The organism is Kushneria marisflavi (assembly GCF_002157205.1).
GTDB lineage: Bacteria > Pseudomonadota > Gammaproteobacteria > Pseudomonadales > Halomonadaceae > Kushneria > Kushneria marisflavi.
The window spans coordinates 2203686-2216624 of record NZ_CP021358.1 but is presented as its reverse complement, the minus strand read 5'-3'; the positions used below and the strand labels follow the sequence as shown (position 1 = coordinate 2216624).

General features: G+C 60.4%; 12 protein-coding genes. 3 read left to right on the top strand and 9 right to left on the bottom strand.

The genetic code is table 11. From position 1 onward, the window contains the following. Positions 1-32: 32 nt before the first annotated feature. The 6 genes from B9H00_RS10120 to B9H00_RS10095 all read right to left on the bottom strand — a co-directional run bounded on the left by B9H00_RS10120 (position 33) and on the right by B9H00_RS10095 (position 7526). Positions 33-2246: a TonB-dependent receptor gene (locus B9H00_RS10120; protein WP_086900554.1), complete on the bottom strand. Its 2214-nt coding sequence runs from the start codon at positions 2244-2246 to the stop codon at positions 33-35. A gap of 177 nt (positions 2247-2423) precedes the next feature. Continuing rightward, positions 2424-3590, bottom strand: coding sequence for a nucleotide sugar dehydrogenase (locus B9H00_RS10115; protein WP_086900553.1), 1167 nt, complete (start codon positions 3588-3590; stop codon positions 2424-2426). 244 nt (positions 3591-3834) lie between these two features. After that, positions 3835-4983 carry a galactonate dehydratase gene (dgoD, locus tag B9H00_RS10110; RefSeq protein ID WP_086900552.1) on the bottom strand — a complete coding sequence of 383 codons (1149 nt, stop codon included), beginning with the start codon at positions 4981-4983 and terminating at the stop codon, positions 3835-3837. Positions 4984-5057: 74 nt separating this feature from the next. Beyond that, positions 5058-5681: a 2-dehydro-3-deoxy-6-phosphogalactonate aldolase gene (locus B9H00_RS10105; protein ID WP_086900551.1), complete on the bottom strand. Its 624-nt coding sequence runs from the start codon at positions 5679-5681 to the stop codon at positions 5058-5060. A gap of 32 nt (positions 5682-5713) precedes the next feature. Further along, positions 5714-6685, bottom strand: a complete 972-nt coding sequence (locus B9H00_RS10100) for a 2-dehydro-3-deoxygalactonokinase (RefSeq protein WP_086900550.1) — start codon at positions 6683-6685, stop codon at positions 5714-5716. Then, entirely contained in the window at positions 6678-7526 is an 849-nt protein-coding gene (locus B9H00_RS10095; RefSeq protein ID WP_086900549.1) for an IclR family transcriptional regulator, read from the bottom strand. Before B9H00_RS10095 ends, B9H00_RS10100 begins: the two co-directional genes overlap by 8 nt. Before the next feature lie 146 nt (positions 7527-7672). Between B9H00_RS10095 and B9H00_RS10090 the strand changes: the two genes are divergently transcribed. Further along, positions 7673-9085 (top strand): mechanosensitive ion channel family protein, encoded by a 1413-nt coding sequence (locus B9H00_RS10090; RefSeq protein ID WP_086900548.1) that lies wholly within the window; start codon positions 7673-7675, stop codon positions 9083-9085. 12 nt (positions 9086-9097) lie between these two features. Here B9H00_RS10090 and gloA read toward each other — a convergent pair whose 3' ends face one another. After that, positions 9098-9634, bottom strand: coding sequence for a lactoylglutathione lyase (gene gloA, locus B9H00_RS10085; protein ID WP_086900547.1), 537 nt, complete (start codon positions 9632-9634; stop codon positions 9098-9100). A gap of 122 nt (positions 9635-9756) precedes the next feature. After that, positions 9757-10215, bottom strand: a complete 459-nt coding sequence (locus tag B9H00_RS10080; protein ID WP_086900546.1) for a GNAT family N-acetyltransferase — start codon at positions 10213-10215, stop codon at positions 9757-9759. A gap of 64 nt (positions 10216-10279) precedes the next feature. Here B9H00_RS10080 and B9H00_RS10075 point away from each other — a divergent pair, with 64 nt between their 5' ends. Continuing rightward, the gene (locus B9H00_RS10075; RefSeq protein WP_086900545.1) at positions 10280-10930 is read left to right on the top strand and encodes a glutathione S-transferase family protein; all 651 of its coding nucleotides are present in this window, start codon (positions 10280-10282) and stop codon (positions 10928-10930) included. Between the two features lie 37 nt (positions 10931-10967). Beyond that, complete coding sequence (locus B9H00_RS10070) at positions 10968-11615, top strand: LysE family translocator (RefSeq protein WP_086900544.1); 648 nt, start codon at positions 10968-10970, stop codon at positions 11613-11615. A 43-nt stretch (positions 11616-11658) separates the two neighbouring features. Here B9H00_RS10070 and B9H00_RS10065 read toward each other — a convergent pair whose 3' ends face one another. Further along, a complete protein-coding gene (locus B9H00_RS10065) occupies positions 11659-12756 on the bottom strand; it encodes a M42 family metallopeptidase (RefSeq protein WP_174678721.1) in 1098 nt (365 codons plus the stop codon). Positions 12757-12939: the final 183 nt, after the last annotated feature.

The window sequence follows — 12939 nt, the reverse complement described above, 5'->3', positions numbered from 1 at the left end:
GACGGAGAGAAGTAATGCGACCGTAAGGGCGGTTAAAAATCCAGCGTCGCCGAGAGCTTGAAGGTACGAGGTTCACCCTGTAGCAGCGTCTGCGATCCTGTTGTGGCCGCTGACGCCCAGTACGCTTCATCGGTAACGTTTTCGACATCGGCGCGCCAGATCAGGCTGCCTTCGTTGAACGGCATGGTATAGCGAAGCCCCAGATCGAGTCGCGTCCATGGGTCCACCTTCAGATGATTGGCCTCGTCCACGTACTGCGAACCGTTACGGATCACGCGTCCGGTCGCGGTCAGATTCTGTACATCAGGCAGATCCCACTCGCCGCCCAGCACGTAGCGATAGCCCGCCACACCCGGCGCATCATTGCCATCGTTGGCGCTGTCGGTGGTATCGCGCAGCTCGGGGTCCATCCAGGTCGCACTGGCCAGCAGACGCACGCCCTCCAGAGGTTCGCCGTAAAGACTGGTCTCGAGTCCGCGATTGCGCTGCTCGCCGTTATAGCCAGCCGTTCGAGTGCCATCGGCGCTGGTTTCGATGCTGACCTGAGGCTGCTCGATCTGGAACAGCGCGATACCGCCGCCGAGATTGCCGTAATCAAACTTTGCGCCGACCTCATCCTGTTTGGAACGGACAATCCCCAGAATCTGGCCTGCATTGGTCACCGGATCATTTCCGATACTTGTCGGCGCCGTGTCGCCCTGCTGTAGCGCTTCAATGTGGTTGGCATACAGCGAAATATTGTCGGTCGCCTTGTAGAGCAGGCCGTAGACCGGCGTCACACGCGACTCGGAAAAGCCGGGCTGGCTTGAACCGTCACCACTGTAATTATTGACCTCGATTTCCTGATAGCGCGCGCCCAGCGTCAGCAGCAATCGGTCATCGATAAAACCCAGCGTATCGGAGAGCGAAACACCATTGTTATAGACCCGGCCGGTGGTGTTGGGATCACTCAGATTACCGCTCACAAACGGCGAGTCCAGAAGCGCTATGTCAGCAGGATCGTAAAGATTGGTCGCGGTACCCGCGAAATTGCCCTCATAGGCGACATCCTTGCGCGAATAGACGCTGGAGTAGCCCAGGTTGAGCTGATGCGAGACCGGCCCGGTGTCGAGCTTTCCGCGCAGCCCGGTCTGGCTGGCCAGCGATTCCGACTGATAGGCCGTGTCCAGCTGGGAAACGGTGCCGTTGCCCTCTTCATCGGCCAGGCTGACGCTGCCGGACAGGGTTCTTTCATGGGTCCGATTACCGCCCAGCGCCGCGTAGCCGGTCCAGTCATCGTTGAAGTCATGCTCGCCGCGCACCATGGCGAAGGTGGTTTCAAGGCTCGAACGATTCCAGCCCGGTACATAGTTGGCATCAGCGTCCGGTACATCGGGCACCGAGTTGCCGGTATAGCTGCCCAGATTCAGATTGAGCCGATCGCCGTCGATCACGGTTTTCTGATGGCCCAGATCGAACGAGAGACGATTGTCTCCGCCGTCATAATCCAGTCCCAGCAGGGCCAAGGTGTTTTCACGCTCGGCGTCATTGACGGCGGTATCACCGCGCCCGCGCTTGAGCACCAGCCGAGCACCGAACTCGTTGGCCTCACCAAATCGGCGCCCGATATCCACACCGGAGTCGATATAGCCATCGCTGGTATAGCCGGTCGACAGTCGGTTGATGGGCGTATCGGTGGCGCGTTTGGGCTCGATATTGACTGACCCACCCACACCGGTACCACCGGCCGGGACACCGTTGGCAAAGGCACTGGCACCCTTGAAAAGCTCTACGCGACTGGCAAAGTCGCTGGCAACGATCTGACGCGGCAGTACGCCGTAGAGACCGCCAAACGACATGTCGTCGTTGTAAAGATTGAAGCCGCGAATCTTGAAGGATTCGGCATAGTTGCCAAACCCCGTACCGACCGCGACCGAGGCATCGTTTTGCAGCACGTCACCGATGGTCTCGGCCTGCTGGTTCTCGATCAGCTCATCGGTGTAGCTGATCACGTTGAACGGCGAGTTCATGGCATCCTGTTCACCCAGAATGCCGAGTCGCCCGCCCTGTGCCACCTGACCACCGGCATAGGCCGGCGGGGGCAGATTACCGGCGGTTTCGATGGCAGTACTGGTGACCGTAATGGTCTCAAGATTGCCCTCCTGCTCGGCCGCCGTTGCCGCCCCGGCAGCGACCGCACTGCCTATGGCGATCCCTGCGGCGAAGCGCTGTACCGACCACCATCCGAAATCCTGCTCCCTTGTCATTGCCCTAAACCCTTTGAATTATTGTTGCCTCGATCTGACAGCGTCATTGGCCACCAGTGTGAATGGTATGCATTTGAAAACGATTCGCATATGAAGTGCAACAGGCATTGACTTAAGCAGACACAAAAAAACCATCCCGAAGGATGGTTTTGATGGCGCGCTCTGACCGGGACAGACTCAGTCGATATTGAACAGGTCGCGAGTGTAGACCTTGTCCTGCACGTCCTTGAGTTCGGGCATCATGCGGTTGGCCACAATTACATCGGCCTCGGCCTTGAAGGCCTCGAAGTCCTTGATGACGCGCGAGTTGAAGAACTCATCTTCCGAAAGGCTCGGTTCATAGACGATGACTTCAACGCCCTTGGCCTTGATGCGCTTCATCACGCCCTGCATGGCGCTGGCGCGGAAGTTGTCGGAGCCGCTTTTCATCACCAGACGATAGACGCCAACGACCTTCGGCTGGCGACGCAGGATCGCCTCGGCCACGAAGTCCTTGCGGGTACGGTTGGCTTCGACGATGGCCTGAATCAGATTGTTGGGCACGTTCTGATAGTTGGCCAGAAGCTGACGGGTGTCCTTGGGCAGGCAGTAACCGCCATAGCCAAAGCTCGGGTTGTTGTAGTGGTTGCCGATACGCGGGTCGAGGCCGACACCGTCGATGATCTGACGGGCGTCGAGGCCGTGAGTCTCGGCGTAGGTATCCAGCTCGTTGAAATAGGCCACACGCATGGCCAGATACGTATTGGAGAAGAGCTTGATCGCCTCGGCTTCGGTGCTGTCGACCAGAAGTGTGGGGATGTCCTGCTTGATCGCGCCTTCCTTCAGCATATTGGCAAACTGCTCGGCACGCTCGGAGCGCTCGCCGACAATGATGCGTGACGGATGCAGGTTGTCGTACAGCGCCTTGCCCTCGCGCAGAAACTCCGGCGAGAACATCAGGTTTTTCGTGTTGAAGCGCTCGACAGCATCATGGGTATACCCCACCGGCACGGTGGACTTGATCACCATCACGGCGTCGGGATTGATCGCCATGACATCATCAATGACCGACTCAACGCTTTTGGTGTTGAAGTAATTGGTCTGGGGATCGTAATCGGTGGGCGTGGCGATAATGACAAACGCCGCATCGCGATAGGCCGCTTCCTTGTCCAGTGTGGCAGTGAAATTCAGCGCACGGTTGGCCAGGAAATCCGAGATTTCCACGTCCTCGATGGGCGAGATCCCCTCGTTGAGACGCTCAACCTTCTCGGGCACGATATCGACCGCGACCACTTCATGATGCTGCGCCAGCAGCATGGCGTTGGAAAGGCCTACATAGCCTGTGCCTGCAACTGCAATTTTCACTTGAACCGTCCTTTCGTCAAAAATGTGCTTTACCGACCCTCACCGGCCCCTTTAAGTACTCCGGTGACCGCGCCCCCGGGGGCGGTGTCGTGACTGTTACCGACCATCATACTCGACCCGCCCCTGAAATCGCTTGGCACAAACGCTACTTTTCATCCCTGTACAACGCCTATCAAACAGCAGGGCCAGCGCAAGGCTGGCCCATGGTAACGCGCTTTCGTGCCCGTCATCAGTCAAACACGGCTTACCATTCGGCAAAGCTGCCATCGGCATGGCGCCAGATGGGGTTGCGCCAGCGGTGGCCGATTTCGGCGCGCTCGCGCACGTAATCCTCGTTGACCTCGACGCCCAGCCCCGGCCCCTGAGGAATCTTCACATAGCCATCTTCATAGGCAAACACTTCCGGATTTTTGACGTAATCCAGCAGGTCATTGCCCTGGTTGTAGTGAATGCCCAGGCTCTGCTCCTGGATAAAGGCGTTATAGCAGTTGGCGTCGAGCTGCAGATTGGCCGCCAGCGCGATCGGGCCCAGCGGGCAGTGCAGGGCGAGCGCCACATCATAAGCCTCGGCCATGTTGGCGATCTTGCGTGTTTCGGTGATGCCGCCGGAGTGGGACGGGTCGGGCTGGATGATATCCACATAGCCGCCGGCCAGAATCTGCTTGAAGTCCCAGCGCGAGAAAAGCCGCTCGCCGAGCGCAATCGGGATGTTGGACAGCGGCGCGATCTCCTTCAACGCCTCGGCGTTCTCGCTGAGCACCGGCTCTTCGACAAACATCAGTCGATAGGGTTCAAGCTCCTTCATCAGCACCTTGGCCATCGGCTTGTGCACGCGACCGTGGAAATCCACACCGATGCCGAAGTTCGGGCCGACCGCATCACGAATCGCCGCCACGTTGGCAATGACCCCATCGACCTTGTCGAAGGTATCGACGAACTGCATCTCTTCACTGGCGTTCATCTTGATGGCGGTAAAGCCGCCGTCCATGCGCTCTTTCGCCATGCGCGCGGTATCGCCCGGACGGTCACCCCCGATCCAGGAGTAGACGCGAATGCGGTCTCGCACGGCCCCGCCCAGCAGCTCGTGAACCGGCACGCCCAGCACCTTGCCCTTGATGTCCCAAAGCGCCTGATCGATACCGGCCAGGGCGCTCATGTGGATGGCCCCGCCACGATAGAAACCGCCGCGATACATCACCGTCCAGTGATCCTCAATGTGACGCGGGTCCTTGCCGATCAGATAGTCGGAGAGTTCTTCTACCGCCGCCGCCACACTATGGGCGCGGCCTTCGACCACCGGCTCGCCCCAGCCGACAAAGCCCTCGTCGGTCTCGATTTTCAGAAAGCACCAGCGCGGCGGTACGATGAAGGTTTCCAGTCGGGTAATTTTCATGGCAGTACTCGGCAGTTCCTGGTCGGAAATGAATGGGACAAAAGGCGATCAAACAGGGATCGATTCGCAGCGACTCAGCGCTTGAGTGCCTGCCAGGCATCCGCGAAGGCGCGAGCGTTGCGGCCGACTTCCTCGGCACTCATGCCGGGCTTGTAGAGCGCCGAGCCGAGCCCAAAACCGCCAGCGCCGGCATCGACAAATGCCTGCATGTTGTCGGGCGTAATGCCACCCACCGGCAATAGCGCCACCTCGGGCGGCAGCACGGCGCGCCAGGCCTTGATCACCTTTGGCCCCAGCTGCTCGGCAGGGAACATCTTGAGCACATCGGCACCGGCGTTGAGCGCGGCGAAGGCCTCGGTCGGTGTGGCCACGCCCGGGGCACTGACAAGGCCGGCCGCTTTCGTGGACTGAATGACGCGCGGGTCACCGTGGGGGGAGACGATCAGCTTGCCGCCGGCGTGCGCCACGTCACGCACCTGCTGGACGCGGGTGACCGTCCCGGCACCGATCAGGCACTTGTCGCCCAGAAGCCGATCCAGCCGCACGATGCTTTCCAGCGGCTCGGGTGAGTTGAGCGGCACTTCCATGATGCGAAAGCCCGCGTCATAAAGCGCCTGACCGATGGGCTCGATTTCGTGCTGGGTGACACCGCGCAAAATGGCGATCAACGGCAGGGTCTGCAGGTACTCATTCAACATGGTCTGCTCCTTGGTGAGCTAAAGCGTCAGGGTCATCGGGCGGCGGCAGTCAAACCGGCATGGCGGGCGATGGTCATCAAGCCGCTGATGCTGGCGTCATGAATAATCTCGACATCAGGACATTCAAAGTGGGCCAGCGCGCGGGCGTACCTCCGGCACAGGGCGTCATCGCCGATCAGCGCAAGCCTCAAACGGGACGTATCTCCCAGCGCAGCCGTGGCACTGCGCACCTCTTCGCCGATCAAAAGCCCAGAGAGGTAGGCAAGGCTGGACTCGGGTGAAAGTTCCCCCGCCAGCACGCGGCTGCGCACGCTGAAAAGCTGCCCCGAAAGTCCGGCACTGCCGGCATCCAGAGCATTTTTGACCCCCTCATCGAAGGCATTGAGACTTGCTGTCTCGCTGGTCTCTTCCTGACACTCACGCGCGGGACGCCCCAGAATCGAGTGCTCGCGCAGTACGGCGTAGAGTTCACCGGTCATGTGGGTCGTGAAACCGACCAGCCGCTCATCCTCGATTCGCGCCCACTTGCTGTGGGTGCCGGGCATGACCAGCAGCGAGTCCTTCGAAAGCTCGGGATACCGGACCATGACGCCGATCAGCTGGGTCTCCTCACCGCGCATCACGTTGGGCAGGGCGCCGGTCACGGCATCGCTGTGCTGCATGACGCCGGGCACCAGCGAGAGCCGGTCGATGCCGGTATCGATCTTGACCAGCCCGGTGGCGATGGCATTGGCATCGGCGGGTGCTGCCACATAGGGCACCTCCTGCCAGCCGCCGCGGCTGCCGATCATGCCGCAGGCCAGTGCCGGAAGCTCCGGATGCGCCTCGCGCCACGACCCGACAACGGCCTGATAGGCCCGGGCGAAGTCCCCTTCCGGCGTATGCAGAATGCCCCAGGGCTCGTGACGGTGATCCAGAATCTGCCCCTCCCCGTCGAGCAGCCAGGCACGCAGCGTGGAGGTGCCCCAGTCGAGCGCGATCAGGCGCGCAGAGGTATCAGTCATGAAAGGCTCCCGCAGATAAAGAAAAGGCAGAATCGGGGTAATGCTCAGGCCGAGCGATCCGTTGCGATAGCTGCGCGGCGGCGTCACGCACGCTCGGGCCCAGCTCGGCCAACCGTGCATCCGACATCCAGGGTGTGGCACTGGCAATACTGATCGCCGCGACGATCATGCCCCGCTCATCACGCACCGGTGCGGCCACGCAGCGAATGCCGCGCTCGTTGTCCTCAAGATCCAGCACGATGCCCGTCCTTTGATAATCGAGCAGGCGCGCCTGATAGTCAGGCCAGGCCGGCGGTATCAGCGGTGCCAGGCCCGCGACCGGCGCCTCGACCTGGCGCGCCTGATGATTACAGGCGAGGGTGTAGAGTCGCTGCCACTGAGCCTCATCAAGATCGAGCATCAGCGCCCGCCCCACACCGGTCAGGGCCAGCGGCAGCCGAAGTCCCGGACGCGAGCGCATCTCCAGTCCGCGCGAGCCGCGGATCTTGTCGAGATAGACCACATCATCACCGTCACGAATACCCAGATGTACGCTGTCGCCGCAGTGTTGAGCCAGTGCCTCGATGATCGGACGGGCCAGCGTGACCAGCGGCATCTGCTCGCGGGCGCGGGTGCCAAGCGTTGCCAGCCTGGCGCCAAGCTGATAGCCGTGGGCGCTCTGGCGCAGATAGCCGGCATGGAGCAGCGCTGACACCAGTCGATGCGTCGTGCTACGTGTGCATTGAATATGCGCGCCGATGGCGGCCAGGTCGTGATGCCCCTCATAAACGGCATCAAGTACCGCCAGACCGCGCATCAGGGCCTGCGCACCGGCCGGTCGGGTAGAAAGAGATGTTGTCATGAGCCCAAGTGTACGCCTGAATCCGCTATATCCCAAAATACGAACATCGATCCCATATTGTGGGATTAACACCCGTGATACGAAGGTCTCGTTCCTGTACTAAGGTCACAAAAGCCTTCGTATCAAACTGCCAACGGGATTTGATCATGCATGATCCGCTGATGACCTGGCTTGCCACCCTTCCCCACTGGAGCCTGGCGGTGATGGCCATTGCCGTCGTCGTGGCGCTGCACGGCCTTTTAAAGGTGGTGCACCTTCGCCTGCGCAGTCTGGCGAACGGGCGCTGGCATCTGCTCAATGTCGCAGCCCTTGCCGTGCATCCGCCGCTGGTATGTCTGGTCTGGTGCTATGGCGTCATGGTGGCCCTTTATTATCTGGTGCCCGACGCGCTGGGCTGGCAACCCACCATCATGACGCTGGCCAACGTGGTGGGTGTATTTCTGGGCTTTTGGCTGTTCGTGCGGGTTTCCCGGCGAGTCATTGCGGTCATGGACCGCTGGTCTGACACTCGCCAGGGGTACTTCGAGCGCTTCCTCGCCCCCTTCATGGCCCGGGCCGCGGCAGCACTTTTCCCGATCTTTTTGCTCTTTTCGCTGTTTCCGCTTTTTGTCACTTCCGAGCGCTTTGATCTCGCCATCCACAACCTCACCAGCATGCTGCTGATTGGCAGTGTCGCCGGCATCCTGGTTCACGGGGTCAATATCGTCGAGCGCGCGCTCAGGGAGCACTATCGCGTCGATGTGGCCGACAACCTGGCCGCGCGCAAGGTGCACACGCAGATTGCCGTACTGCGCAAGCTGGTCAATTTCATCATCGTACTGGTAGCGCTGGCCTCGATGCTGATGCTCTTTGACAAGGTGCGACAGCTCGGCACCAGCATTCTGGCCTCGGCCGGCATCATGGGGGTGGTACTGGGCTTTGCCGCGCAAAAGATCTTCGGCAACCTGCTGGCCGGCGTACAGATCGCCATGACCCAGCCGATCCAGCTTGATGACGCGGTAGTGGTGCAGGGCGAATGGGGCTGGATCGAGGAGCTGACGCTGACCTATGTGGTGGTCAGGCTGTGGGACTGGCGACGACTGGTACTACCGATCAACTGGTTTCTCGACAACCCGTTCGAGAACTGGACACGAAAGACCAATGACCTGATCGGTAGCGTAATGCTCTATGCCGACTTCTCGCTGCCGCTGGACGCGCTGCAGGAAGAGGCCACCCGCATCGCACAAAACTCACCGCTGTGGAGCGGCGTGGTATGCAAGGTACAGCTTCTTGAAATGACCGAGTACAACATGCAGCTACGCGTGCTGGTCAGCGCCCGCGGCGGCGGCGATACGTTTGATCTGCGCTGCGAGATGCGCGAGGGGCTGATTCGCTTTATTGCCCGTGAATACCCGGACGCCTTCCCCCGCATGCGCGTGATGATGCCGGATCGCAACAGCCTGCACGGCGAGCAGCCCCAGGAGCAGCGCGCCGCCCCTGTTGAAGAGACGACGCTGACCCAGACACCGGAGGACGCCCCTGCGGAGCAGCGAACGCCCAACGGGCCAGGCCTCGGCTGACGCGGCCGGGCGTTACTGCCCGGCGCCGGCCATCAGATCAGCCTGAATCACCTCGATCCAGTAGCCGTCCGGGTCCTTCACGAACACCACGTTTTTCATCTTGCCGTCATTGGCGCGCTTGATGAACTCGACGCCCATGTCCTCGAACCAGGTCTCGGCGCTTTCCAGATTCGGCACGTTGAAGCAGATATGCCCGTAGCCCTGCGGGTCCGAGTTGCCGTTGTGATAGGCAAACTCAGGGTCCTCCTCGGTGCCCCAGTTGTGGGTCAGCTCCAGCAGCCCGCGCTGGCTGAAGGTCCAGATCGTGCGCTCATCCGGGTCTTCCGGCACGCTGTCTTCCGGAGAAAGCTGGGTCAGAAAATAGAGCGTGAACTTGAGCTCGGGGAAGTCGAGCTTGCGCAGCAGGCGCATGCCGAACACGTGGGTGTAAAAGTGCAGGGCACGCTCCGGGTCCTTGATGCGCACCATTGAGTGGTTGAGCGTAAAGCCCGCCGCGGCTGTCGGAATTTCCTCGGCCACACCCGGGGCCTTCTCGGTAAAGGTGGTCATGTGTTTCTCCTTTAAAACGTGTGGGTGCCAGTGTCGACCATGCCGGGCTCCCCTGCCACGGACGAGCGAATTTTTGGCCGGAGAGCAGGCAATGTGCTGTCGATTCAGAAATGGCGTGGTTCTTATTGCGTCACGGCGGGCCTGTGCATATCGATATGGGGTATGCCATCTTCCTCATAAGGGTCGCTGACGGCGACAAATCCAAAGGATGCGTAGAAAGCCGTCAGGTAGACCTGCGCGCCAATCCTGATGCCCAGGCCCGGATAGATTTCCTCGGTGAAACGAATGGCTTCACTCATCAGCGCCCGGCCATATTGGTGCCCGCGAAAGGCCTTGAGCGTCATTACCCGACCGATCGAGGGCTCGGCGAACTTGTCGCCGGGCCCGACAAGGCGGACATAAGCGGCCAATTGACCATTCACGGTTGCCCTGAGATGCCAGGCAAGCGGGTCAAGGGCATCCACTTCCTGATAGGCGCACTGCTGCTCCACCACAAAGACCGCTTCGCGCGCGGTCACGATCTCATAAAATTCGCGCGTGCTGAGCGCATCAAATCCTGACCAGCGAAACTCCAGGGGCATGCCGGTTTCTCCTGCCTATGGCGTTGTTTTTCGAGTATCGAGTGTACAAAAAGGAAAAAGCAGAATGCTGCAGATTTATGGACGCACAAGCTCCTACAACGTGCAAAAGGTGCTGTGGCTGGCCGACGAACTCTCGCTTGATTACCAGCACATTCCTGCCGGCGGCGAACATGGAGGACTGGACCGTCCTGAATTTCTGGCCATGAATCCGGGCGGGCGTATCCCGGTCATCGTGGATGGCACGACCATCATCTGGGAAACCCATGCCATTCTTCGCTACCTGGCGTCGCAGTACGGCAACGATAGCTTCAAGCGTGAGACACCCGCAGCGCAATCGCTGATCGACCGCTGGGTCGACTGGTCGCTGTCAGAACTGGAACCGGCCTTTTTTGGTGGTATCTTCTGGGGCTATTACCGAACGCCGGCCGCGCAGCGTGGTCAGGCTGCCATTTCAAGGGCGCTCAAACGCTGCGACCAGCTTTACCAGCGCCTTGATGATCAGCTGCGCCAACAGCCCTGGCTCAGCGGTGAAGCCCTGGGACTGGCCGACATTCCCGCCGGCACAACGCTGTATCGCTATTTCGAGATAGAAGGGATATCGCGTCCCGAACTACCCAATGTTCGACGCTGGTACCAGCAGTTGCAGACAAGACCCGCCTATCAACAACGGGTCATGCGCCCCTTTGACGAATTGAAGGGCCGGCTGGCCTATTAGAAAAACCGTTTAAACCCTCACTATTAGAGGACATCGCATGCTGGGCATCCATGATCTCGCCATTTTCATGCTCTCGGGCCTGATCCTGAACATGACGCCGGGACCGGACTCGCTATTGATCGTGGCGCGCACCGCCGGGGGCCGCTGGCAGCAGGGCGCGGTGACGGCGCTGGGCATCAGTACCGGCACGCTGGTGCATGTACTGGCGGCGGCTCTTGGGCTGTCGGCCATTCTGGCCACCTCTGCGATGGCATTTACGGTGGTCAAATGGGTCGGGGCGCTCTATCTGATCTGGCTGGGCCTGTCGGCGCTGCTCAAGCGACGCCATCAGACCCCGCAGGCTCCGGTGACGCGTGCCCGCCCTGCCCGTCTGCGCACGCTGTTTCGTCAGGGCTTTCTGACCAACGTGCTCAACCCGAAAGTGGCGCTTTTTTTCATGGCCTTCATGCCGCAGTTCATTGACCCGGCATCGACGCTCAAACCGCTCGCTTTTCTAACCCTTGGGCTGACCTTTGATGTCGTGGGCACCCTTTGGAGCGCTGTTCTGATCGCCGCCGTCACGCTGGGCGGGCAGCGCCTGCGACCCGGGGTCAGGCTCAAGGCGTGGCTAGAGCGCGGTGTCGGGGTCATGTTCGTGGCACTGGGCGTTCGACTGGCCCTGACGCGAACGCCTTCTCTGGCATAAAAAAATCCGGCGCTCTGGGCGCCGGATAGCCAGGCAGTAATCGCTAGTCAAAATAGCTGAACGTCTCGCCCTTTTTGATGTTCAAAAGCGTCTCGTAGATCAAACGAATGACGTTTTCGACGTCCTCGCGCTGCACCATCTCGACGGTGGTGTGCATGTAGCGCAGCGGCAGCGAGATCAGCGCCGAGGCCACACCGGTATTGCTGTAGGCAAAGGAATCGGTGTCGGTGCCGGTGGCACGCGACTTGGCGACCCGCTGGAAGGGGATGTTGCCCTTCTCGGCCACGTCCAGAATCCGCTCGCGCAGGCGGTTCTGCACCGCCGGGGCCCAGGCAATCACGGGGCCGGCACCCATCTTGTTGCTGCCTTCCTTCTTGGGATCAATCATCGGCGTGTGGGTGTCGTGGGTCACGTCCGTGACGATCGCCACGTCCGGGCGAATGCGCTCGGCGATCATTTGCGCGCCGCGCAGGCCGACTTCTTCCTGAACCGAGTTGACGATATAGAGACCGAAATCGAGCGTCTTGCCGTTCTCCTTGAGAAGACGCGCCACCTCGGCAATCATGAACCCGCCCACGCGGTTATCCAGCGCGCGGCAGACGAACTTGTTGCCGTTGAGGATGCTGAAGGTGTCCGGGTAGGTGATCACACAGCCCACATGGACGCCGAGCTTTTCGACCTCCTCCTTGTTGTCACAACCCACATCAATAAAGATGTTGTCCGGCTTGGGCGCCTGCTCTTCGCTGCCGGGGCTGCGGCGGGTATGGATCGCCGGCCAGCCGAACACGCCTTCGACGATGCCGTTTTTCGTATGGATGTTGACCCGTTTGGACGGTGCGATCTGGTGGTCGCTGCCGCCGTTGCGAATCACATAGAGCAGCCCCTCATCGGAGATGTAGTTCACATACCAGCTGATCTCGTCAGCATGGCCTTCGATGACCACCTTGTAGTCGGCATCGGGATTGATCACGCCGACCGCCGTGCCGTAGGTGTCGGTGAAGAACTCATCGACCCATGGGCGCAGGTAGTCCATCCACAGTTTCTGACCTTCCCACTCGTAGCCGGTGGGCGAGGCGTTGTTGAGATAGCGTTCGAGAAAGTCCAGCGACTGGTCGTTCAAAAGCGGGGTGTTGTCACTCATGGTCTGTCCTGTTGATGCAGTGATTCAGGGATCAATCGATCCGTACGTCCTGACCCTGGCGTGAAACCGTCCTTTCGTCCAGCGAAACAGCTGGGGCAGTCTCGCTGTCAACAATTGGCTGCTGCACGAACCTCAGGTTCATGCAAGCCTCCCGCCCACTCCAGCACGATGTTCGATCATACC